This window comes from Streptosporangium sp. NPDC050284 (assembly GCF_044459525.1).
In the GTDB taxonomy this organism is placed as follows: Bacteria; Actinomycetota; Actinomycetes; order Streptosporangiales; family Streptosporangiaceae; genus Streptosporangium.
In genome coordinates, this window is record NZ_JBITIZ010000001.1 from 833,982 (window position 1) to 856,751 (window position 22,770).

Here is a 22,770-nt window from a genome sequence, read left to right on the forward strand (position 1 = left end):
AACGGTGGACGAGCGCAAGCAGATCGAGTGCTGGCTGTCGGACATGGACGGGGTCCTTGTCCACGAGGGACATCCGGTGCCCGGCGCCGACGAGTTCATCCGACGCCTGCGCGAGTCGGGCAAGCGGTTTCTCGTGCTGACCAACAACTCGATATACACCCCGCGCGACCTGGCCGTACGGCTGCGCGCGGCCGGTCTGGAGATCCCGCCGGAGTCGATCTGGACCTCCGCGCTGGCCACGGCGAAGTTCCTGGACGGCCAGCGCCCCGGCGGCTCGGCGTACGTGGTGGGGGAGGCGGGGCTGACCACCGCCCTGCACGAGGTCGGCTACGTCCTGACCGACATCGCCCCCGACTACGTGGTCCTCGGCGAGACCCGCACGTACAGCTTCACCCAGATCACCCGGGCGATCCGCCTCATCGAGGGTGGTGCCCGGTTCATCGCCACCAACCCCGACCCGGTCGGTCCCTCGAACGAGGGGTCGCTGCCCGCTTGCGGCGCGGTCGCCGCGATGATCACCAAGGCGACGGGGGTGGAGCCCTACTTCGTGGGCAAGCCCAACCCGATGATGATGCGCAGCGCGCTGCGGGCCATCGACGGCCACAGCGAGACCACCGCCATGATCGGCGATCGGATGGACACCGACATCGTCTCCGGCATGGAGGCGGGGCTGCACACGATCCTGGTGCTCAGCGGGGTCGTCAGCAAGGACCAGATCGATCGTTACCCGTTCCGTCCGTCCATGGTGGTCGACTCGGTCGCCGACCTGATCGACCTGATCGACTAGGGATCGACCGGAGCCGCCGGGCCGACACGGCGGTGCCCACACCATCCGCAATACCGGAAATATCGGTATAAGGGTGATAGTCGTTAGGCTCGGCGCCCCCACTCACGGCCGGGTTCGGCCGTACCGTCGCGTTGATCGCCTTCATGGTGTGAAATAGCGCGATGTGATGGATGTTGCGGAGAAGGGCAGGGCCCGGTGTCGTCTGCCGGAGGCGATCCCCGCGGTGGCGGCGATGCTGATCGGGCTCTGGGGCATCACCACGCCCTCGTTCTGGCGCGACGAGTCGGTCAGCGCCCTGGCCGCCTCGATGCCCATCGACGACCTGTGGCACCTGCTCGGCAGCATCGACCGGGTGCACGCGCTCTACTATCTCCTGCTCCGGCCGTTCGCCGCGTTCTCGACCGGCGAGCTGGCCATGCGCCTGCCCTCGGCCATCGCCACGGCCGCCGCCGCGTACGGCATCGCGGTCCTGGGCAGGAGGCTCGCCACCCCGGGGGCCGGTCTTCTCGCGGGATCGCTCTACGCCGTGCTGCCGATGGTGAGCCGGTACGCCCAGGAGGCGCGCAGCTACGCGATCGTGACGGCGGTCGCCGTCCTGGCCACCTGGGTGCTCATCGAGGCGGCGAGGCGGTCGAGCCGCCGATGGTACGCGGCCTACGGGGCCTGCCTGGTGTTGCTCGGCTGGTTTCACGTCTACGCCCTCCTCCTGGTCGTCGCGCACGCGGTGACGGTGCTGTGGTGGCGCCAAGCGCCCCGGTCGGTGCCCGCCTCTCCGTCCTTGCCTGCGTCGGCGCCACCGTCCCGGCCCTCGCCCGCGTCGGTGTCGGCGTCCCGGTCCGGGATCGCACGGTTCGCCGGTGCGCTCGTCGTGGCCGCGGCCGGGATCGTCCCGCTCGCGCTCCTGGCGGCGGGCCAGCGCGAGGCTCAGCTGTCGTGGCTGAAGCCGTCGAAGCTCACCGACGTCGTCTGGTTCGGGGAGGAGGTGGCGGGCACCGGGTGGGTCGCGCTGCTCCTGGTCGCCCTCATGCTCATCGGTGCGTTCTCCGGTGGGCGGCTGACGGCGGTCGCGCTGCCCTGGGCGCTGCTGCCGTTCGTGTCCATGGCGATCTCGGTGGTCCACCCCGTCTTCCAGCCCAGATACGTGCTCTTCGCCGTCCCCGCGATGGCGCTGCTCGCCGGGGCCGGCCTGAACGCCATGCGGCCCCGGGCGCTGGGCTGGATCGGAGTACTCCTCGTCGCGGCGCTGACCGTCCCGGCGCACCTCACGATCCGCGAGCCGGACACGCGGCCCGACAACCTGCGTGACATGGCGGCCACGCTGCTGGCCAGGCAGCGTCCCGGCGACGCCGTACTCTACGTGACGAAGAACAGGCGCCTGTTCGTCGCCGTCTACGAGGACGCCTACCGCGGCCTGCGCGACCTCACCTACGCTCCCGGCCGGCGCGAGCCCAGGACCGCCGCGCAGTTCGCGGCCGCGCTGGAGGGGGTCGAGCGTGTCTGGCTGGTCAGCGGCGGCAGGAAGCACAAGGACAGGTCCTTCGTGGAGGACGACGAGCGCTATCTGGCCCTCATGGCCGACCGCGACTTCACCCTCACGTCCACCGACGACTTCGGGTATTCCTGGTTCGCCCTGTACGTCCGCGAACGGCGCTGACCACGCGAGCCCGGCAGAGGTGCGCGGGCTCTCGCGTGCGGAAGGTCAGGCGATCAGAGCGGGCAGGCGGGTGACGGTGCCGGTGAGGTAGGCGCCGAGCTCCGGGGGGACGAGGTTGATGGCGGAGATCTCGGCGGGGTCGAGCGGGAGCCGCACCACCTCGTACTCGCCGCGGGCGGGGTCGTCGAACTCCGGGCCGCAGCGCAGTGCGGGGTCCATGGAGACGAGGCGGCAGCCGTAGACGTGCTGGGTCTTGATCCCCCCGTCGCGAAGGCACTGCAGGGTCGTGAGCGGGGTGACAGCGGAGACCACGGCGCCCAGTTCCTCCATGACCTCGCGGTGCAGGGTGTGCTCCAGGGAGGCGTCCTCGGGCTCGACGTGGCCGCCGGGAACGGACCAGTACGGCTCCCTGCCGGGAACCGTGCGCCGGAACACCACCAGACGGTCCTCGTCGAGAAGTACGGCGCGGACGCTCGGCACGACGGACATGGAGCCATTCTGTCACCGCCCCGGTCGCGCGATCCGCATCCGAGCCCGGGGATCCGGGATTTCTTCACGGCCCGGGTGGCCGACCACCTCCTGAAACGGGAGGCCGGCCGATCCTGTGTTCCGCACCTGCCCCCGACCGGCCCGGGGTGATCGCTCACCGCGTCGGATCGGACATGGCCGCCTGCGGCGTGTGCGAAGAGCGGGTCAGTGGTGGTCCCTGCGCAGGCGCTTGAGGTCGGAGCGTTGCTTCTTGGCGGTGATCCGCCGTTCGATCGCGCCCCTGCTCGGCTTGGTCGGGCGGCGCTTCTTGGGCGGCGGGGCGATCGCCTCGCGCAGGATCTGGGCCAGGCGCATCTCGGCGGCCTCGCGGTTGCGCAGCTGGGAGCGGAACTCCGAGGCGGCGATGGTGATCACCCCGTTCACCAGGCGGGGAGCGAGGCGTTCGAGGGCGCGGGCCTTGAAGACGGGACCCAGCGCCTCGGTGGCGGCGAGGTCGAAGCTGAGCTCGACCCGGCTGTCGGTGGTGTTCACCCCCTGGCCTCCGGGGCCGGAGGAGCGGGAGAACCGCCAGCCGAGCTCGGCCTCGGGGACCGAGACCGAGCCGCTGATCTGGAGCGGACCGGGCATGGCGGTGACTTCCTTCTCACGGGGGTGTGCTTCCAGCGTACCGAGGGGTGACAAGCATGGAGCAAATAGTTTTATGCCCCGTTTCTCATCCGCCCTGGCCCTGGGAGCAGGCTGACGCCCCAGGCAAGGCAGCTACGCGAGGACGCTGAGGAGCTTACGCGTTGTGTGAAGCGCTCCGGGATCAGTGGAGACTCTGGTCTGCTGTCCGACGGTGGCGACCCCGAGCAGGACTCCTCCTGACCCTGACGGCACCCGCCGCCCCGCGCCCGCCCTGACGCCCGCCGGTGGACCGCCGGGCGCGGGCGTCAGGGCGGGCGCGGGCGGTGTCAGCCGATCCACGCGCCGGTGGTGAAGTTCCCGGTGTTGATCGCCATGACCGGGATCATGATGGCCATGCTCACCAGCCACACCCAGGGTCTTCGCACCCCCGCGACGCCGATGGCGATCCACAGGGGGAACCAGGTCAGCGACCCCCGGCCGATCGACATGTAGAACGACGACAGGGTGAGGAAGGACAGCACCTGGGGGAGGATGTACGCGAACTCCGGCCACTTGCGCCGCACCGCGAGGCAGACGGCCAGCACCAGCAGCACCGCGGCCGAGATGATCTCCTCGTAGTAGGACGTGGTGAGCGAGGCGACGTCGTCGGACATGCTCCAGGTGTTGGCGAGCGCCTCCCACGGCCAGACGGCGTGCCGGCCCCAGAACCGGTCCTGCACCGAGTTGTAGGCCAGCCAGTCGCCGGTGCGGGTCCACTGGTAGAAGCTGTACAGCACGAGCGGCACGCCGGGGAGCGCGAGCCAGGGCAGCAGGCGCCACCCGCCCGGGCGTTTGCGGCCGTTCTCCGCCACCAGAAACATGACGAGCAGTCCGAAGGCCAGGAACAGGCCGGAGATGCGCACCGTGGCGGCTCCGGTGGCGATCAGCGCAGAGTCCTCCCAGCGGCCGTTCCTGGCGAGCAGCCACGCCGAGACGGCCAGGGCGAGGAACAGCGCCTCCGAGTAGCCGGAGTACAGGAACACGGCGAACGGGCTGAGGAACAGCGCCGCCACCGCGTACCGGCCGCTGCCTGCCGCGTACGTCTCGGCGAGCCGCGACAGCGCCACCGCGAGCACCGCGCTGGCCACCAGCGAGATGATCATCGTGGCCAGCCGGCCGTCCTCGACGACCGGCCGCATCATCCTGATCAGTATCGCCATGCCGGGGAAGAACGCCGGCAGCTTCTCGGCGTCCTGCATGCCCGGGGGGCCGTCGTAGCCGAACTGGGCGATGGCGATGAAGTTCTCGGCGTCCCAGCGGGTGAACCGGTTGAGGAAGGGATCGGTGGTCCGGCCAGGGCCGGCCAGGTAGGCGTAGATCAGCACACCGACGTGCGACAGCGCCCAGAGGAGCAGGGCCAGCCGGTCGCCGGGGTCGGTCAGGAACCTGGGCACCCGCCGCCGCCCGACCACCTCACCGGTTGACTCGCCGGTCGTCTCGCTGGAAGTCTCGCCGGGACGTGCGCCGGGTTCCGCGTCGGCCGGTTCCGGCTCCGTGATCTCCACCGGCCCGGCGGGCGCGCGATCAGTCATGCGAGAATCCTTATATAGCCGCAAAATCCGGGCAACCGGTTGCCCACGGCATGATCCTTCCGTGCCGGCCCGTCCTCGCTCGTCTCCTGCGAAGACCACTCCCGCCCGGTGGCGGGACGCCCCGCCCCGCCATGAAACTTCCACGCGGTGCTAGCCGCCGTGCCCGCCGTGGAAGGGGGATGTCAGACCAGGCATCGGTGAGTCCGGCCAACCGTGGCCGGGTACCGGCGACACTTGCGGACAGTCAGACGGGGCCGGCCGGGTCGTCGCCGCGGTCTTGTGGCGTGGGGTTCGCTTCCGCCAGAGTTGCTCGGGGCGTATGTCATCAACACCCGTGAAAGCCAGGCATCCAACACAGAAGGCGAGGAAGTGTGGACACGATCGTCGGGGTGCACGGTATCGGCAAGTACCGGTACTACCGCGACGCGGGTAACTCGGTCAGCGGCGCGGCCGTCGCGATGCGCGACAAGTGGGACCGCTACCTGCACAAGGGCCTCACCGGCGGCAAGCCGCACGCCAAGGAGCGCTACGTCACCGAGATCGCCTACTACGCCCACCTGCTGGGCGAGAGCAAGGACGAGTCCGTACGCGCGGTGCGGACCATGGACGTCGGCGCCCAGGAGGTCTTCGTCGCCTGGGCCAGGCAGATCGACGCGGTGGGGGAGGGGCTGACCGGTGCTCTGTACCGGATGACCGGCTGGCTGCTGGACCGGCTGGAGGTCAACGCCGCCGAGTTCGCCAGGCTGTTCTGTCCCGAGGTCGCCGCCTACATGGCCGCCGGGGGCGAGGCCCGGGCGAAGGCCCGGGCGGCCGTGGCCGAGGTGATCAGGCGCAACCGCCCCAAGGTGGTGATCGCCCACTCGCTGGGCAGTGTGGTGACGTACGAGACACTCTGGGCCAACCCCGACTTGGAGGTCGATCTGCTCGTCACCCTCGGCAGCCCGCTCGGCATGCGCAACGTGATCTTCGAGCGCCTGGTGCCCGCCCCGGTCAACAACTGGGGCGAGCGCCCCCGCAAGGTCAAGCGGTGGGTCAACATCGCCGACAAGGACGACATCGCGGCGATCCCTCCGGCGCTGAGGACCTGCTTCACCGGGGTCGACCAGGAGGTCATCGTCAACCTCGACTGGATCGACTTCCACACCGTGGAGAAATACCTGGGCTGCGGCGCCCTCACCCCCCACCTCAAGCCCTACCTGCGCTGACCTCGCTCGCGTGGTTCGGTGCGGCTCTCGGTGCGGGCCGTCGCCGCCGACAATGCCGCGCGGCCACCGGCGGGAGGCCGATCCTTCGCCGCGATGTCGCCTTGAGGTCGGCCGTCGTTCAATCACGGTGGGTAAGGCGTCTGTCTGTGCGACGGCTGTTCATCTCGCCTTGATTCGCAGGTCACGGCGGGGAAAGCTGTAACGGCTGCACTGGTGGGGTGGAGCAGAAGCCGTCACGCAGAGTGTTCCTTTCCTTCGCCGCCGCGGGTGCGGGCGGCCTGTTGCTGACCGGGGCGGGGCTGGGCCCCTCCCGGACCCTCGCCCGTGATCCCTTCACCCTCGGCATCGCCTCCGGCGACCCGTCGAAGGACGGGATCGTGCTGTGGACCAGGCTCGCCCTCGACCCGCTCGGCCTGAACGGCCGGGGTGGCATGCCGGTGAGGGACGTGGACGTCGAATGGCAGCTCGCCACCGACGAGCGGTTCTCCAAGGTGGTCCGCGAGGGCACCGAGACCGCGCGCTGGAAGCAGGCGCACAGCGTCCACGTCGAGGTCGACGGCCTGGAGCCGGGGCGGGAGTATTTCTACCGCTTCCGCGCCGAGGGCCACCTGTCGCCGACCGGCCGCACCCGTACGGCACCGTCCGCCGTGTCCTCGTCGTCCCCGCTCACCTTCGCCGTCGCCGCCTGTGCCCACTACGAGCACGGCTTCTACACGGCGTACAGAAGACTGGCCGAGCAGGACCCCGAACTGGTCGTGCACCTGGGCGACTACATGTACGAGTACGCCCCTCGGGGATACACGGCGCTGGGCGGGAGTGTCCGGCAGCACACCTGGGGCAAGTGCGCCACGCTGGCCGACTACCGGATGCGCCACGCGCAGTACAAGAGCGATCCCGACCTGCAGGCGGCGCACGCGGTCGCGCCCTGGCTGGTCGCCTTCGACGACCACGAGATCGAGAACAACTGGGCAGGGGACGTCTCCAGCACCGGCGCCCCGGCCTTCGCCCGGCGCAGGGCGAACGCCTTCCAGGCGTACTACGAGAACATGCCGCTGCGCAGGACGAGCGTGCCGGGAGGCGCGTCGATGCGGGTCCACCGCCGGGTGGACTGGGGGCCGCTCGCCCGTTTCCACCTGCTCGACACCCGGCAGTTCCGCGACGACCAGGCGTGCGAGGACGGGCTCAGGTCCGGTTGCGACGAGCGGCTCGCGACCGGCCGCACCCTGCTCGGCGAGGACCAGCGGCGCTGGCTGCTGGACGGTCTCGCGAGTTCCGGCGCCCGCTGGAACCTGGTCGGCCAGCAGATCCTGATGGCCCAGCGCGACTCCAAGGTCGGGCCGGGAGTCGAGGTCAACATGGACTCCTGGGACGGCTACGCCGCCGAGCGCACCCGTCTGCTCACCGGTTTCCGCGACTCGGGCGCGTCAAACCCGGTCGTGCTGACCGGCGACGCGCACATGCACCACGCGGCGGACCTGAAGCTCGACTTCGACGACCCCGACTCTCCCCGCGTGGCGGTGGAACTCGTCACCTCCTCGATCGCGAGTGACGGCGACGGCTACCGCGACGAGGGCAGGATCGCCGGGACGATCGCGGAGAATCCGCATATCTCCTACCTTGACCAGCGGCGCGGCTACATCGTCTGTCGGGTCACCCCGGAGGAACTGCGGGCGGACTTCCGCACGCTCGACTACATCAGCAGGCGCGGCGCCCCCGCGAAGACCGGCGCACGGTTCACCGTGCCGTCAGGACAGTCGGCACTTACCTGAAACGTGAGAGGAATTCAGACTGATTTGTTGGATGATGCCGCTTATGAGTCCCCTCACCACGAGGCTCACCGCCGCGGCTCTCGCCGCAGCGGTGGGCGGCGCCCTCCTCTCTCCGTCCTCCGCCGCAGCCGCCGGATCAGCCTCCTCAGCCTTGTCCGCGTTACCCGCATTACCGGCCGCGTCCGCCGCCGCGGCGCCCTCCGCCTTCGGGTACGTGATCACCTTCCCCAAGCACGTCAAACGGGGCGGATCCCTCGTCTACTCCGTCAAGGTCCGCAACAGGAAGGCCAAGGGCCAGCACTACGTGGCGCTCGTCGGAGACTTCTCCAAACGCTTCCGCAAGATCCGGGTGGCCTCCAAACCGCGCAGCGTCAAATGCTCCGTCAAGGGCCGTAGCCTGTCGTGCTGGATCACCTCCCTGGACAAGGGCGACTCGACGACCGTGCGGATCCGCGCCTGGGCCGGCTCGCGCCGGGGCGTCGCCACCGCCACCTTCGGCGTGATCGCCACATCCAACGCGGACGCCGACATCCGCAAGCTCCGCAAGGAGATCGGCCGCAAGATCAAGGCCAGCACGCGCATCCGCTGAACCCGAGCCCTCTTTCCGGCGCCGGGCGCGGGGATCGGCCCCCGGCCCGGCGCAGAAGACGCGCGAAGACTCCGTTCGACCTCACGATCGGTCTCGGCCGTCAGGCCGACCGGCCCGGCACCCGGGTAGGTGACGGTCTCGTCGACGACCGGTGCAGCCCGCACTCTCGCAGGCCCCTACCGCGGGGAGGACGGGCTCGCGAAGGTGTAGCCGAACAGGGTGTCCTTGGGAGCGCCGACAAGAGGTTTCGCCGTCGACGGGCGGATGCCCGGGTAGGAGCCCTTGCGCACGCTTCCGCGCAGCAGGGTGAGCCTGCCGCTGCCCGGGGCCGCGACGACGAGGCGGCGGCCGGCGACCGTGGCCAGGGCCGCGCCGAAGTCGCCGCCCGCACCGGTGACCAGCAGGTTGTGGTTCCTGGTGAGGCCGCCTGAACGGGTTCCCGCGAGCACGTGGACGGCGTTCTCACCCGGCGCCCCGATCACCAGCTCGTCGTCGCCGTCGCCGTTGAGGTCCCCGGCGGCGAGGGCGGCGCCGAAGCGGTCGAAGTAGCGCGGCTCGCCCTTCAGGGAGCGCTGCGACCAGGTCTCGGAGACCGCCGTCCGCAGTCCTGAGCGGGAGCCGTAGACGACGTGCACGGTGCCGTCGCCGTAGTCCATCGCCCGCTGGTTCTCGCTCAGTCCCTCGCCGGGCACCCCGATCACCAGGTCGTCGCGTCCGTCGGCGTCGAAGTCACCGGTGGCGAGGGCGCTGCCGAAGAAGTCCCAGGCCTCGGCGAGGCCGCTGATCCAGGGGCTGTCCTGGGTGAGTATGGTCGCCTTTCGGCGCCGGACGTCGAGGACGGTGACCGAGCCCTGGCCGTTCTTCAGCACCGTGTCCGCGGGTGCGCCCACGGCGATCTCGGCCCGGCCGTCGCCGTCGAAGTCACCGGTGGCGAGCGCCGCGCCGAACTGGTCGGTCTCCCGCTCGCGCTGCCCCACCCAGCCGGTCTCCTGCGTGATCATGTACGGTTTGCGGCCCTTGAGGCCGTACACCCCGACCGCGCCACCGCCCAGCCCGGGGGCGCCGATCGCCAGTTCGTCGTCGCCGTCGCCGTCCAGGTCCCCCGCCGCGAGCGCGGCACCGAACCGGCCGGGATCACCTTCGCGGCCCAGGTCCCCGGCGTCGATCGTCCTGCCGGGCCGCAGGCCGTCAGGCGAGCCGTGGAACAGTTGCACGACACCGTGACCGTCCTCTCCCGGCCGGGAGCGGTTCTTCTCGGAGACGCCCACGGCGAGGTCGGCGCAGCCGTCGCCGTCGAGGTCACCGGTCGCGAGCGCCGAGCCGAACGAGTCCCCGGTCTCGCTCTCGCCGGGCACCCCGGGCGTGTCCTGGGTGAGTTCCACGGGGTCGCGCAGGTCGTACAGGACGGTGACCGATCCCGCGCGGGCGTGGTGGCCGGAGCGGGTGTAGGGCGCGGCGACCGCGAGATCGGCCCGCCCGTCGCCGTCGAAGTCGGAGGGTACGCCGGAGCAGGCGGCGGCCGAGGCGTGGGCGGGGACAGGGGAGGCGGAGACCAGCAGGAAGGTGAGGACTGCGGAGGTGAGGAGCGCGGCTCTCATACCCGAGATGGTTTCCGGTGATTCGGACACGCGGCCCACCGGGACATGAAATTCACGTGGCCGGTACGCGTAAAGAACATGCCAGGATTGACGCCATGGAAATCGACCTGGCCGACCTGGGATTCTGGCGGCGGCCGCTCAAGGAGCGGCATGAGGCGTTCGCGCGGCTTCGGGATCTCGACAAGCCGGTGTTCTTCGAGGAGAAGCGGGTCCCGCTGCTCCGCTCGGGCAAGGGTTTCTACGCACTGGTCCGCCACGCCGACGTGGTGGAGGCGAGCCGCAACGCCAAGGTGTTCTCCAGCGAGCCCGGAGTGACCAGCCCCGAGCCGCCCGGATGGGTCAAGCACGTGTTCGGCGAGTCCATGGTCAACATGGACGACCCCCGGCACGCCAGGCTCCGCCGCATCGTCTCCCGCGCGTTCAGTCCGAAGATGCTGGCAGGCCTGCAGGGTGACATCGACGCCGCGTGCGCGCGCATCGTCGACGACGTGGCGGCCTCCGGGCCTGGTGACTTCGTCGGCCAGGTGGCCGCCAAGCTTCCCATCCACGTCATCTGCGACATGATGGGCGTCCCCGACGACGTGCGGGCCAAGGTCCACCAGCACGTCGACATCTCCACCGCCTACTCCGGCGTGCGGCCCAGCCTGGCGCACACCGTCAGGATGGCCGCCCAGAACACGCTCGCGCTGCTCGCCCTGCAGCGGCTGGTGATCAACCTGGGCAAGGAACGCGCCCAGGCGCCGCGCGGCGACCTCGTCTCGGCGCTCGTCACCGCGAACGTCGACGGCGAGAGGCTGACCGACCGCGAGCTGGGATCGTTCTTCACGCTGCTGCTCGTGGCGGGCAACGAGACGGCCCGCAACACCATGGCGCACGGCATCAAACTGCTGACCGACAACCCCGAGCAGCGGCGCCTGCTGGCGGACGACTTCGACGCCCACATCGGCGGCGCGATCGAGGAGATGGTCCGTTACGTCTCACCCATCATGCAGTTCCGCCGCACCGTCACCGAGGACTACGACCTGCGCGGCCTGCACCTGAAGGCGGGTGACAAGGTCGTGCTCTTCTACGGCTCGGCGAACCGCGACGAGACGGTCTTCCCCGACGCCGACCGGTTCGACATCACCCGTGACACCAAGCCCCACGTGGGCTTCGGCGGTCCGGGGCCGCACTTCTGCCTGGGCGCGAACCTCGCCAGGCAGGAGATCAGGGCGATGTTCCGCGAGCTGTTCACCCGGCTGCCGGAGATCCGCTCGGTCGGCGAGCCCGAGCTGCTGGTGTCCAACTTCGACAACAGTGTCCGCAGCCAGGCGTTCACCTTCTGAGGCCGTCCTGAGCCCCTTCTGAGGCCCGCGTTCACTTACCGGGCTGGGGGGCCGTCACCGGGCAGCCCAGCTTCGGCTCGGCCTGGACGAGGACGTTCTCCCTGATGGTGAGGAAGGTGATCAGCGCCGCGAACCCCATCATCGCCGCGCTCACCAGCATCGTCGTGTGGAATCCCGCGGTGAAGGTCACGGGGGAGGCGAAGGCGTCGCCGGTCAGCCCGGCGAGCGGGGGGATCGCGGCGACCGCGAGCAGCCCGCCGGTCCTGGCGACGGCGTTGTTCACCCCGCTCGCCACCCCCGCGTGGCGTTCGGCGGCGGTGGCGAGCACCGTCGCGGTGAGCGGCGCGACCGCCGCCGACAGGCCGAGCCCGAACAGGGTCGCGGGAAGCAGCACGTCCACCACGTACGACGAGCCGGGGCCGATCCGTGACATCAGCAGCAGGGCGCCGGCGCAGACCAGGATGCCGGCCGTCATCGGCAGCCGGGGCCCCAGGCGCCTGGCCAGCTCACCCGCCCGCGCCGACAGCAGCAGCATCAGGATCGTCACCGGGATCATCGAGGTCCCGGCCACCAGCGGGGAGAAGCCCGCAGAGACCTGCAACTGGACGACGAGGAGGAAGAACACCACGCCCATCGCGGCGTACATGATGAAGGTGACGACGTTGACCGCGCTGAACACCCTTGAGGAGAAGACCTCGACCGGTACGAGCGCCTCGGGCGAGCGCCTGATCTCCAGCCAGACGAACGCCGCGCCCAGCAGCACGCCCACCGCGATCGGGACGATCGCGAGGTCGATCAGGCCGTAGGTGATCCCGGCGAGCGCGAGCGCCGCGAGCGCCGCGCCCAGGACGTCGAACCTTCCGGTAGCAGAGGGGTTCCTGCTCTCGGGGACGTGCCGTAGGGCGACCGCCACGACGAGAACCGCGAGCGGCAGGTTGATCAGGAACACCCAGCGCCACCCGGCCGTCTCCACCAGCCAGCCGCCCAGCAGCGGGCCGATGGCCGCGGCCACCCCGCCCAGGCCCGACCACGCCCCGATCGCCCTGGGCCGGTCGTCGCGGTCGAAGGACGCCTGGATGATGGCGAGGGATCCCGGGGTGAGCAGCGCCCCGCCTGCGCCCTGCAGGGCACGGGCGGCGATCAGCGTCTCCACGTTGGGCGCCAGGCCGCACAGGGCGGAGGCGAGGGCGAACCAGACGACGCCGACCAGAAAGACCTTGCGCCTGCCGTACCGGTCGCCGAGCGATCCGCCCAGCAGGATCAGGCCCGCCAGCGTGAGGGTGTAGGCGTTGACCGTCCACTGCAGGCCCGCCATGTCGGCGCCGAGGTCGGCGCCGAGGGCGGGCAGGGCCACGTTGACGACCGTGCCGTCCAGCATGGCCATGCCGGAGCCGAGCACGGTGGTCAGGAGGACCCAGCGACCCGTCGCGGAGGTGAAGCGAATGTGACCGTTGTCCATGCCGCTCATCATCGCCGACCTCTCGCACCTGTCCGACCGCGTCCGCGACCCCGGGAGCGAGGTCCGAAGTGTCGCGCGCCTCTGATAGGACGGTCCTTGTCACAGCCGAGCCTGACGGGGAGCCTCCGATGGACTACAGCGAGTTCAACGACGACGTCGACGGTCTTTACCGAGGAGACTACGCGGGCCTGCCCATCGTGGGTCTGCGCCCCCCGGGCGCGCCCATGCCCGGTGCGGGGGAGGCCGCGTGGCGTGTCTCGGTCCGCGTCTACGACGCCAAGGAGACCTTCGAGGAGCACTTCACGCGCTTCATCGAGACCGTCGACACCACCGGGGTGAGGGCGCTCATCATCGGCGGCTGGGCCGACGCCTACGAAAAGGACGCCTCGGAGCCCATCCGGCTGCTGGCGGAGAACGCGGAGCGTTTCCCCGCCCTGCGCTCGCTCTTCTTCGCCGCGATGCCGCAGGAGGAGTGCGAGATCTCCTGGATCCAGCAGAGCGACGTCACCCCGCTGCTGGAGTCCTTCCCGCTGCTGGAGCGGCTGGAGGTCCGGGGCGGGACGGGGCTGGAGCTGCGGCCGGTCAGGCACGAGCACCTCAAGATACTGCGCTTCGAGGCGGGCGGGCTGCCCGCCTCCGTGGTCAGGACGGTCGGCATGAGCGAGTTCCCCGCGCTCGAATACCTGGAGCTCTGGCTTGGCACGAGCGACTACGGTGGCGAGACCACCGGGGCCGACCTGGAGAACATCCTGTCCGGTGAGCGGCTGCCCGCCCTCAGGCACCTGGGGCTGCAGGACAGCGAGATCCAGGACGAGGTCGCGGCTCTCGTCGCCTCCGCCCCCGTCGTGGCCCGGCTGGAGTCGCTCTCCCTGTCGATGGGGGTGCTCACCGACGAGGGCGCCGAGGCCCTGCTCTCCGGGGTCTCCCTCACCCATCTCAAGCGCCTGGACCTGCACCACCACTACCTCACCGACGCCATGGTCGAGCGCCTCACCGCGACGTTCTCCGGCATCCTGCTCGACGTGTCCGACCAGCGGGAGCCCGACGACGAGTGGCGCTACGTCGCGGTCGCCGAGTGAGGGCGCTCGCCGTCGTCGGCACGCCGGGCGACCGGCGGGTGACCATGTTCGCCGACGCCTGCGTCCGGCAGGGGCTGGACGAGCCCGTCGTCGTGCCGTGGACGTCCGTGCTGCGCGGCGAGGAGATCCGGATCGCGCCGGAGACGCTCGTGAGGATCGACTCGCCGGGGGAGGACGCCGAGGCGGACGCGCTGCTGCGCGGCCCCGGCGAGCCGTCCAGGGTCGATGGAGGCGCCCGCTGGTACGCCGGGTTCGTTGCCGGGATCACCGGGGTCCTTCGGGCGGTGACCGCGACGCCGGGGGCCGTGCTGCTCGCCGACGTCGAGGACGTCTCGGTGATGTTCGACAAGCGGCGCTGCCACGCCAGGCTGTCGGCGGCCGGGGTGCCGGTGCCGCCGGCACTCGCCGGGCCGGTCGGCGGCTACGCCGAGTTGCGCGAGCGGATGGGCGAGGCCCGCTGGGGCCGGGTGTTCGTCAAACCGGCCCACGGCTCGTCGGCCTCCGGCGTCGTCGCCCTGCACGCGTCGGGGCGCCGGGTGAGGGCGGTGACCTCGGCGGAGACGGTCTCCGGCGGGCTGCGCAACTCCCTGCGGGTCAGGTGTTACGAGGACGAGACCGAGGTCGCGGCGATCGTCGACCTGCTGGCCACCGACGGCCTGCACGTCGAGCGCTGGTTTCCCAAGGCGAGCCTCGAAGGGCGCGCGATCGACCTGAGGGTGGTCGTCGTGGACGGCACGCCCACCCACGCGGTCGTCCGCGCGAGCCGCAGCCCGATGACGAACCTCCACCTCGGTGGCGTACGAGGTGATCTGGGTGCCGTCGAGGCCGCTCTCGGCCCCCGGGGATGGGAGTCGGCCCTGGAGGTCTGCGCGCGGACGGCGGCCCGCTTCCCCGGGAGCCTCGCCGTCGGGGTCGATCTGATGATCGGGGTCGACTGGCGGGAGTTCGCGGTGGCCGAGGTGAACGCGTTCGGAGACCTGCTTCCCGGGTTGGAAGGGCTGCCGGGTGGCGGAGCCGAGGGGCTCGACACCTACGGCGCCCAGGTCCGCGCGATCCTCGCCAGGCACGCCCCGATCGGGAGAGCGAGGGTCCCGGTGCGGAACGGGGGGAGAGGGCCCCGTGCGTGACATGAACGAGATCGTGGGCAGCCACGACCTGCTGCTGGTCACGCTCGACACCCTCCGCTACGACGTGGCGGAGGAGTCGATGGCGGCCGGGCGGCTGCCCAACCTGGCGCGGGCGCTCCCCGGCGGGCGCTGGGAGCGCCGGCACAGCCCCGGCAGCTTCACCTACGCCGCGCACGCCGCGATCCTCGCCGGCTTCCTGCCGACCCCCGCCGTGCCGGGACCGCACCCGCGCCCGTTCGCCGCCGCGTTCCCCGGCAGCGAGACCACGGCCCCCGGCACCTGGGTGTTCGACGCCCCCGACCTGCCCTCGGGGCTGGCGAGGGCGGGTTACCACACGGTCTGCGTCGGGGGAGTCGGGTTCTTCAACAAGCTGACCCCGCTCGGGTCCGCGCTGCCGGGGATGTTCGCCGAGAGCCACTGGGAGCCGGGGTTCGGGGTCACCGCGCCCACCTCGTTCGAGGCGCAGATCGACCGCGCGGAGCGGGCGGTGGCGGGAGCCGACCGGCCGGTCTTCCTGTTCGTCAACGTCTCGGCGCTGCACCAGCCCAACTGGTTCCACCTGCCGGGGGGCACTCGCGAGCACGGCGACAGCCGCGAAAGCCACGCCGCCGCCCTCGAATACGTCGACCGGCACATCGGCAGGCTGTTCGCGCTGATGAGCGAGCGGCGGCCGGGGTTCGCGATCGTCTGTTCCGATCACGGCACCGCTTACGGTGAAGACGGATATATCGGGCACAGGATCGGCCACGAGGTCGTCTGGACCGTGCCCTACGGGGAGTTCACGATGGAGCGGGGGCGATGGCGGTGACTCCGGATTCCGGCCGGGTGCCGAAGACGGCGGGCGGCGGACGGGCTGTGCTCCCCGTGCTTTCCTCGTCGTCCCCGCCCACCGACGCGGGGCCTTACCAGGGCTACGTCTACGCGTACCCGCACAAGACGGCCTACCGGCCGCTGGACCCGCGGCCGTCGCTGGCGGAGGTGTGGGCGGGTGAGCCCACCGGGCGCCTCTTCCTCTACCTGCACATCCCGTTCTGCGAGATGCGTTGCGGATTCTGCAACCTGTTCACCAGGACCGGCGCCCCCGAGGAGCTTGTCGCCGCCTACCTCGACGCGCTGGAACGCCAGGCCGGCGCCGTACGGGACGCGCTGGACGATCCCCGCTTCACGGCGGCCGCCGTCGGCGGCGGCACGCCGACCTACCTGAGCGCCGCCGAGCTCACCCGGATGTTCGACCTCACCGAGCGGATCACGGGCGCCGACCTGCGGGCCGTCCCGATGTCGGTGGAGACCTCCCCGGCGACCGCGACGGCCGAGCGGCTCGCCGTCCTCGCCGAGCGGGGTGCGACCCGCGTCTCGATCGGCGTGCAGAGCTTCGTCGACGCCGAGGCGCGCGCGGCGGTGCGGCCGCAGCGGCGGCGGGAGGTCGAGACGGCGCTCGGCCGGATCCGCGAGGCCGGGTTCGAGACGCTCAACATCGACCTGATCTACGGCATCGACGGGCAGACGGAGGAGTCCTGGCGTTACTCGCTGGACGCCGCGCTCGCCTGGAAACCGGAGGAGATCTACCTCTACCCCCTGTACGTCCGCCCGCTCACCGGCCTCGGGCGCCGCGTCCGCGACTGGGACGACCACCGCCTCACCCTCTACCGCCAGGGCCGCGACCACCTGCTCGCCGCAGGGTACGAGCAGGTCTCAATGCGGATGTTCCGGCTGCCGGGGCGATCCAGCCCGGCCGAATACACCTGCCAGAGCGACGGCATGGTCGGCCTCGGCTGCGGCGCCCGCTCCTACACCTCCGGCCTGCACTACTCCTACGAGTACGCGGTCGGCGCCGGGCAGGTGCGCGCGATCATCGACGACTACGTGCGTCTCGCCCCGGAGGAGTTCGCGGTCGCCAACGTGGGATTCCGGCTGGACGACGACGATCGCCGCCGCCGCCACCTCATCCAGTCGCTGCTCCAGGCCGAGGGTCTCGATCCCGCCGTCTACCGAGACCGCTTCGGCGCCGGGGTCGAAGCCCATTTCGGCGAGGAGTTGGAGCGTCTGGCGGAGCGGGGCCTGCTGGAACGCGACGCCCCGTCGCCCGGGGGTGCCGGGCCCGGATGGCTCCGGCTCACCGCGGAGGGTCTGGCCCACTCCGACGCGATCGGCCCCGCCCTGTTCTCCGGCAGGGTCCGCGCGCTGATGGCCCGATACGAGAATCGGTGATGACCGATGAGGACACAGGCGGACGAATCGAGCGCGCCGCACGAAGAAGGCGCAGGGGAGACACGCGCCGGCGGCCGAGGTCGCGATCATCTGACGGTCCTTGACCAGGACCGCGACCGTCCGGCGATGCCCGGCCGGGAGCACGGTGAGTTGACGATCCTCTACCGGGGGCCGCTGGCGAGCTGCGACTACGACTGCCCCTACTGCCCGTTCGCCAAGCGGCGTGACGGCTCCGGGCAACTGAGCCGGGACCGGGCGGCGCTGGAGCGCTTCACCGCCTGGGTGGCCGGGCGAGACCATCCGGTCTCGGTGCTGTTCACCCCCTGGGGCGAGGGCCTTGTCCGCTCCTGGTACCGCCGGGCGATGGTCGAGCTGAGCCACCTACCCCACGTACGAAGGGTCGCCATTCAGACCAATTTCAGCTGCCGGTCAGGCTGGCTGGCCGAGGCCGACCTGGACACGCTCGCCCTCTGGGTGACCTACCACCCCGGACAGGTCACGTACGAGCGTTTCCTCGGCCGCTGCCGTGACCTCCTCAAGCACGGGGTCCGCTTCAGCGTCGGCGTCGTCGGCCTGCCCGAGCACCTGGGCCAGGCTCGCCGCCTCCGGGCCGACCTGCCGACGGAGGTGTACGTCTGGGTGAACGCCGCGGAGGGCACCGTCTACACCGACGACGAGGCGGACGCCTGGACGGAGATCGACCCGCTGTTCCACCACAGCAGGACCCCGCACCGGAGTGCGGGCCTGCCCTGCCGTACGGGAGACAGCGTGATCTCCGTCGACGGCGACGGCACCGTGCGGCGCTGCCACTTCGTCCCGGCCGTGCTCGGCAACCTCTACGACGGCACGTTCGCCCCGAGGGCCGCGGCGTGTCCGGTGGCGGTGTGCGACTGCCACATCGGCTACGTGCACCTGGAGACGACCGGCCTGTACGACGTCTTCGCCGGGGGAGTCCTTGAGCGCATCCCCGCCCTCCTGCCGCCGGGCTGATCGGAGGGCCCGGCCGTCTCCGGGAAGCTCGGATACCGTTCCGGAGAGCCCGGAGAGCCCGGGGCCTCGGGGACTCAGATACCGTCCTCGGGCTCGGGGGCAGGGGCGCTCGGGCAACCGAGACCGCGCAGCACGAAACCCGAGACGATCCTCTCGGCCTCCTCGGGCGTCACCTCACCGCTGAGCAGCGGTACCCGCTCGGCGCCGATGACGGCGAGGATGATCCGGGCGGCGGCGGCCACGTCGGGGGCCTGGAAGTCACCCGATGCCACGCCGCTCTCGATGATGCCCGTCAGGATGCGCTGCATCGGCTCGACGTGGTCGGCCAGGCGCTGGTAGGCGTCGGGGCCGAGCGCCGCGGACAGGTCGGCGGGGCCGGGGTGCGGGTGGGCGAGCAACCCGTCGAGCTGGAGCCTGACAAAGACCCGCAGGCGCTCGGCGGGTGAGGCCAGGTCGGGCAACTCCCGCTCGTAGCTGTCGATGAAGTAGTGCGTCACCCGCTCGGTGAAGGCGAGCAGCAGCGCGGCCTTGTCCGGGAAGTAGTTGTACAGCACGGTGCGGGTGATCTCGGCCTCGCTCGCCACGTCGGTCATGGAGATGGCGTCGATGCCCTGGTCCCGCGAGAGACGCGAGACGGCCCGCAGGATGCGATCCTGGGTCTGGGCACGGTGCTCGCCGATGGTCGCGGCCGAAATCCGGGGCATGGCCCCATGGTCGCACAATGCCGTCCCCGGCTGTCAGGTCGTTGCGGGGTCGGCGCCGGGCGTTTGCCCGATCCCATGGCGAGGCGCGGGTCATCTCGTCGGGGCCGCGGAGAACGCGGGCCGACGCGGTCGACATGGCAGGCGTTGAAGGTGAGGCCGATCCCCGGTCGGGCGCCTCCGTCGCCCGCGCTACGGTGGCGGCGAACGAAGCCGTGCCTTTACCTGTTTTCGGAGTTCCTCATGAATATTGCCCTCTGGGCCGTGCAGATCCTGCTCGCCGGGATGTTCCTCATCGCGGGTCTCACCAAGGCCACCCAGCCGCGCGAGGAACTCATCCCCAAGCTGGGGGGATGGGTGGGGGACTTCTCCGCCGCTCAGATCAAGGGCATCGGCGTTCTTGAGGTGCTGGCCGGGATCGGGCTGGTCCTGCCCGCCGTCTCCGGCATCCTGCCCGTGCTGACCCCGCTCGCCGCCGCCGGCCTGGTGATCACGATGATCGGCGCCATCGTCGTGCACGTCAGGCGCAAGGAGTATTCGGCGCTTCCGATGAACGTGATCCTTCTCCTGCTGGCCGCCTTCGTGGCCTGGGGGCGTTTCGGGCCGTACGCCTTCTGAGTGCCGTACGCCCTTCGGCGCTTTCTCCGGGACCGGAGGATTGACGCCGGATGGGTGAACGCTCCGGCGCGGGGACATCCGTACTCCAGGCAAGAGCAGGTATCAGCTGGTCATCGACCCGCGAAACGCTCCGGCACGGATACACCCGTGCCGGAGCGTTCACCCATGTCGTGGAGGGGCCGCCTTCAGGCGGCGACCTCGGCCCTGGCCACCCGGCCGAGCTCGCCCAGGACCTCGGTGTTGAGCAGGTAGGCGAGCTTGGTCTCGCGGATCAGGCGCTGCTTCTCCGCCTCGTCCAGGGGCAGCGCGTCCAGCCGGGCCCGATACTCGTTCTTGAACCGGGGCAGGCTGCCGATCTCGTCGAACAGGTAGAAGTCGACGCCGCCACCCGGCTGGTAGCCGTAGATCTTCTGCAGTTCCATCCGGATGAACTGTCCGCCGGACAGGTCGCCCATGTAGCGGGTGTAGTGGTGGGCGATGTAGCCGGCGGGCCAGGTGGCGACCTGGTTGATCCGGGCGACCAGGGTGAGGGTCGGCTTGGAGGGCTCGATCCTGGACCGCCAGCCGGATCCGTAGATCGTCTCCAGGTCGCGGACCAGGGCCTCCTCCCGGTAGAGCTCGGGGAGGACGAACGGTGCCGCGACGGGGTCCTCGGCGAGCGACCGCGAGGCGCCGTCCAGGGCGACGTAGGCGAAGTAGTGCTGGGCGACCATCTCGCCGTACGCTTCGGGGCTGAGATGGCCCGCCATCAGGGCTTTGAGGTAGCTCTCGTCCTCGGCGGACTCGTGGTCACCCCAGGTGGCGTTCCTGAGGACTTCGGAGAAGGGCGAATCGCTCATGATCACTCCGCGACGAGGGGCACTTTCATGACACAGTGTCACAAAAATCGCGCCACGTCGTCAAGCCGATGACGACACCCTGTCATTAAATCGCCCCCGAGTTGATCCCGGAAGGCAGGCGAGCGCGAGAACGGCCGCGAACACCGGTATCCAGGCCAGCCGGTGCAGCAACCAGGCAGGCTCGTCGGGTGTGGCCAGCAGGCCGGGTACGTCGCCGAAACGCAGGGCGGCGACGGCGATCGCGCTCACCGCGCTCTGATGCCACAGGAAGAGCGTCATCGCCGACAGGTTCGCCAACGCGACCACCGCCCACAACCGGGGACGCCGCATCAACCGGGCCAGCGGCGCGCGTACGAGCAGCGCCACCCCCACCTGGGCGAGCCCGAAGCAGACCACGGCCAGGCTGGGCGGGCTGAGGTTGGAGGCCGCGTCCCCGGTCACGCCCACCATGCTCGCCGGATACCCGAACGCGCCGACCAGCAGCGCGGCCCCGGCCAAGCCGCCGACCAGCAGCGCCGCGGCCACCCGCCGCGAGGCGAGCAGCCCGCCCGCCCAGGCGATCCCCAGCGCGTACGGCACCAGCCACCCGGCCGTCAGGTTCACCCATCCCGTCCAGGCCGGGGCGCCGAACCGGAACCTGCACAGGTCCACCCCGAGCACGACCGCGAACGCCACGACGGCGACGACGACCGGATGCGCGCGCAGGAGAAGGGGGGTGGCCGCGGTCAGCACGGTGAAGACGACGAGGAACCACAGCGGCCCGATCGCCGGAAGCACCATCACCCTGATCGTTCCCGCCGAGGACCCGCGCAGCGCCATCCCCACCGCGATCCCCGCCCAGACCAGGACCAGCGGCACCACCGGCCCCAGCAGTCTCCCCATCCTGGCGCGCACCCAGGCTCCCGCCGGGTGAGCGCCGCTCCCCGCTCCCCGACGCGCGCCGCGCGCCGCCACGGGACCCGCAGCGTGCGACGGGGAGTCCGGTCCGCGGGTCTTCATCTCATGGGTCTTTGACCCATGAGGCGTCGGGCCGCGTGCCGCCACCGAGCGGAGGCCGCGTGCCGCCGCGTAGCCGCCGACGAGGAAGAACACCGCCAGCGTCTGCAGCACCCAGGACATCGGCGTGAACTCCGGCAGGTGGGCGAGCGGGCTGGACAGGTGAACGGCCCCCGCCGCGCCCCGATCCCACGCCGTCACCAGCCAGTGCCCCAGCACCACGCCCACGATCGCGAGTGCCCGCAGCGCGTCCACCCCACGATCCCTGCCCTCGGGGGTGGCCGCCTCGATCCGGGCCACGAGGCTAGCCACGGGACACCTCGCCGACACGGCCGAGCGCGATCAGGGTCAGGTTGCGCAGGGACTCGCTGCCCGGCCGGAGATATTCGCTGTGATCTGCGGAACCGGTACCGAACAGGCGGGCACCGAAGGCCGGGCCGGCGGGGTCGGGGCCGAATCCGAGCGGCCCGATCCTGAGCTTGGGCGCCTCACGTATCCAGTCGCGGGTGCCGCTGCCCGCCCACAACCGGGTGCCGTCCAGCTCGGCGGCCGACGAGACGCCCAGCCCAGGGCTGCCGAACACGGCCGTGTCCGCGACCCCGGAACCGGGCACGGCCCCGGCGCACACCACCGAGCCGTAGCTGTGACACAGCAGGCTGACCCGTTTCCCCCCGAGCGTCTCGGTGACGTACCGTCGCAACTCCACCGCGCCCCGCTCCGCGGCCTCGCCGGTCACCGCGCGCAGGCTGAGCATCGCCGGGCTGTCGTAGCCGAGCCAGGCGACCACCGCGAGCCGCGCTCCCGGATCCAGCGCCCGCGCCTCGGCCAGCAACGCTCGCGCGCCGCCCCCCGGCGTGCTGTACGGCCTCGCCCTGCCACCGTCGAAGGTGGCGGCCGTGGTGTCGGTGCCGGGAACGATGACCGCGACGCGCTCGGCCGTGCCGAGGTCGCCGTAGACCCGCACCACCCGGTCGCCCACGGGCGGCGGAACCGTCACGTAGGCGAACGCCGCGGCGACGACCACGGCGAGCGTACGGCGGAACATGCGAGCCTCCTGTCAGGTCTGAAGAACCGGACAGAACGCTAGGAATCACGATCCGTAACCCGCGTCACCCCGAGGCGGTCACCTTCCCGGTCCC

At 71.0% G+C, this 22,770-nt stretch carries 21 protein-coding genes; 12 read left to right on the forward strand and 9 right to left on the reverse strand.

Features of this window, described 5'->3' with window-relative positions:
* The first annotated feature begins 4 nt into the window (after positions 1 to 4).
* Both ACIBH4_RS03585 and ACIBH4_RS03590 read left to right on the forward strand, forming a co-directional pair.
* Positions 5 to 787: an HAD-IIA family hydrolase gene (locus ACIBH4_RS03585; protein ID WP_386203120.1), complete on the forward strand. Its 783-nt coding sequence runs from the start codon at positions 5 to 7 to the stop codon at positions 785 to 787.
* Positions 788 to 953: 166 nt separating this feature from the next.
* On the forward strand, positions 954 to 2,441 hold the full coding sequence (locus ACIBH4_RS03590; protein ID WP_362765515.1) for a glycosyltransferase family 39 protein: 1,488 nt from the start codon (positions 954 to 956) through the stop codon (positions 2,439 to 2,441).
* A gap of 45 nt (positions 2,442 to 2,486) precedes the next feature.
* On the opposite strand, the gene ACIBH4_RS03595 is transcribed toward ACIBH4_RS03590, so the two are convergent.
* The 3 genes from ACIBH4_RS03595 to ACIBH4_RS03605 form a co-directional block, all read right to left on the reverse strand.
* Positions 2,487 to 2,930: an NUDIX hydrolase gene (locus ACIBH4_RS03595; RefSeq protein ID WP_362505556.1), complete on the reverse strand. Its 444-nt coding sequence runs from the start codon at positions 2,928 to 2,930 to the stop codon at positions 2,487 to 2,489.
* A 204-nt stretch (positions 2,931 to 3,134) separates the two neighbouring features.
* Positions 3,135 to 3,557 carry an alternative ribosome rescue aminoacyl-tRNA hydrolase ArfB gene (gene arfB, locus ACIBH4_RS03600; RefSeq protein WP_399171361.1) on the reverse strand — a complete coding sequence of 141 codons (423 nt, stop codon included), beginning with the start codon at positions 3,555 to 3,557 and terminating at the stop codon, positions 3,135 to 3,137.
* Positions 3,558 to 3,883: 326 nt separating this feature from the next.
* Positions 3,884 to 5,128 (reverse strand): mannosyltransferase family protein, encoded by a 1,245-nt coding sequence (locus ACIBH4_RS03605; protein ID WP_362765518.1) that lies wholly within the window; start codon positions 5,126 to 5,128, stop codon positions 3,884 to 3,886.
* Between the two features lie 371 nt (positions 5,129 to 5,499).
* Between ACIBH4_RS03605 and ACIBH4_RS03610 the strand changes: the two genes are divergently transcribed.
* The 3 genes from ACIBH4_RS03610 (at position 5,500) to ACIBH4_RS03620 (ending at position 8,691) form a co-directional block, all read left to right on the forward strand.
* Complete coding sequence (locus tag ACIBH4_RS03610; RefSeq protein WP_362505565.1) at positions 5,500 to 6,333, forward strand: hypothetical protein; 834 nt, start codon at positions 5,500 to 5,502, stop codon at positions 6,331 to 6,333.
* 218 nt (positions 6,334 to 6,551) lie between these two features.
* Positions 6,552 to 8,102: an alkaline phosphatase D family protein gene (locus tag ACIBH4_RS03615; RefSeq protein ID WP_362505568.1), complete on the forward strand. Its 1,551-nt coding sequence runs from the start codon at positions 6,552 to 6,554 to the stop codon at positions 8,100 to 8,102.
* A gap of 151 nt (positions 8,103 to 8,253) precedes the next feature.
* Positions 8,254 to 8,691 carry a hypothetical protein gene (locus ACIBH4_RS03620; RefSeq protein ID WP_362505570.1) on the forward strand — a complete coding sequence of 146 codons (438 nt, stop codon included), beginning with the start codon at positions 8,254 to 8,256 and terminating at the stop codon, positions 8,689 to 8,691.
* Positions 8,692 to 8,867: 176 nt separating this feature from the next.
* On the opposite strand, the gene ACIBH4_RS03625 is transcribed toward ACIBH4_RS03620, so the two are convergent.
* Complete coding sequence (locus ACIBH4_RS03625; protein ID WP_362765521.1) at positions 8,868 to 10,289, reverse strand: FG-GAP repeat protein; 1,422 nt, start codon at positions 10,287 to 10,289, stop codon at positions 8,868 to 8,870.
* Positions 10,290 to 10,384: 95 nt separating this feature from the next.
* Between ACIBH4_RS03625 and ACIBH4_RS03630 the strand changes: the two genes are divergently transcribed.
* Positions 10,385 to 11,614, forward strand: coding sequence for a cytochrome P450 (locus ACIBH4_RS03630; protein WP_362505576.1), 1,230 nt, complete (start codon positions 10,385 to 10,387; stop codon positions 11,612 to 11,614).
* Between the two features lie 31 nt (positions 11,615 to 11,645).
* Here the strand turns inward: ACIBH4_RS03630 and ACIBH4_RS03635 are convergent, their stop codons facing one another.
* Positions 11,646 to 13,073 carry an MFS transporter gene (locus ACIBH4_RS03635; protein ID WP_362765524.1) on the reverse strand — a complete coding sequence of 476 codons (1,428 nt, stop codon included), beginning with the start codon at positions 13,071 to 13,073 and terminating at the stop codon, positions 11,646 to 11,648.
* Positions 13,074 to 13,201: 128 nt separating this feature from the next.
* Here ACIBH4_RS03635 and ACIBH4_RS03640 point away from each other — a divergent pair, with 128 nt between their 5' ends.
* The 5 genes from ACIBH4_RS03640 to ACIBH4_RS03660 all read left to right on the forward strand — a co-directional run bounded on the left by ACIBH4_RS03640 (position 13,202) and on the right by ACIBH4_RS03660 (position 18,477).
* Entirely contained in the window at positions 13,202 to 14,152 is a 951-nt protein-coding gene (locus tag ACIBH4_RS03640) for an STM4015 family protein (protein ID WP_362505581.1), read from the forward strand.
* The gene (locus ACIBH4_RS03645) at positions 14,149 to 15,279 is read left to right on the forward strand and encodes an STM4014 family protein (RefSeq protein WP_362505583.1); all 1,131 of its coding nucleotides are present in this window, start codon (positions 14,149 to 14,151) and stop codon (positions 15,277 to 15,279) included. The genes ACIBH4_RS03640 and ACIBH4_RS03645 overlap by 4 nt, the downstream gene beginning before the upstream one ends.
* Before the next feature lies 1 nt (position 15,280).
* Positions 15,281 to 16,087, forward strand: a complete 807-nt coding sequence (locus ACIBH4_RS03650) for an STM4013/SEN3800 family hydrolase (RefSeq protein ID WP_362506318.1) — start codon at positions 15,281 to 15,283, stop codon at positions 16,085 to 16,087.
* Positions 16,078 to 17,487: an STM4012 family radical SAM protein gene (locus tag ACIBH4_RS03655; RefSeq protein WP_362765527.1), complete on the forward strand. Its 1,410-nt coding sequence runs from the start codon at positions 16,078 to 16,080 to the stop codon at positions 17,485 to 17,487. The genes ACIBH4_RS03650 and ACIBH4_RS03655 overlap by 10 nt, the downstream gene beginning before the upstream one ends.
* A gap of 126 nt (positions 17,488 to 17,613) precedes the next feature.
* Complete coding sequence (locus ACIBH4_RS03660; protein WP_362505588.1) at positions 17,614 to 18,477, forward strand: STM4011 family radical SAM protein; 864 nt, start codon at positions 17,614 to 17,616, stop codon at positions 18,475 to 18,477.
* A gap of 74 nt (positions 18,478 to 18,551) precedes the next feature.
* Here ACIBH4_RS03660 and ACIBH4_RS03665 read toward each other — a convergent pair whose 3' ends face one another.
* Positions 18,552 to 19,181 carry a TetR/AcrR family transcriptional regulator gene (locus tag ACIBH4_RS03665; RefSeq protein WP_362505591.1) on the reverse strand — a complete coding sequence of 210 codons (630 nt, stop codon included), beginning with the start codon at positions 19,179 to 19,181 and terminating at the stop codon, positions 18,552 to 18,554.
* Between the two features lie 240 nt (positions 19,182 to 19,421).
* Between ACIBH4_RS03665 and ACIBH4_RS03670 the strand changes: the two genes are divergently transcribed.
* Positions 19,422 to 19,796 (forward strand): DoxX family protein, encoded by a 375-nt coding sequence (locus ACIBH4_RS03670; protein WP_362765530.1) that lies wholly within the window; start codon positions 19,422 to 19,424, stop codon positions 19,794 to 19,796.
* 185 nt (positions 19,797 to 19,981) lie between these two features.
* Here the strand turns inward: ACIBH4_RS03670 and ACIBH4_RS03675 are convergent, their stop codons facing one another.
* From ACIBH4_RS03675 to ACIBH4_RS03685, 3 genes are read right to left on the reverse strand one after another with little or no spacing between them, the layout of a single operon-like run.
* Entirely contained in the window at positions 19,982 to 20,635 is a 654-nt protein-coding gene (locus tag ACIBH4_RS03675) for a biliverdin-producing heme oxygenase (RefSeq protein WP_362765533.1), read from the reverse strand.
* A gap of 60 nt (positions 20,636 to 20,695) precedes the next feature.
* Positions 20,696 to 21,943 (reverse strand): acyltransferase, encoded by a 1,248-nt coding sequence (locus tag ACIBH4_RS03680; protein WP_362765536.1) that lies wholly within the window; start codon positions 21,941 to 21,943, stop codon positions 20,696 to 20,698.
* The gene (locus ACIBH4_RS03685; protein ID WP_362505608.1) at positions 21,936 to 22,676 is read right to left on the reverse strand and encodes an alpha/beta hydrolase; all 741 of its coding nucleotides are present in this window, start codon (positions 22,674 to 22,676) and stop codon (positions 21,936 to 21,938) included. The genes ACIBH4_RS03680 and ACIBH4_RS03685 overlap by 8 nt, the downstream gene beginning before the upstream one ends.
* Positions 22,677 to 22,770 lie beyond the last annotated feature (94 nt).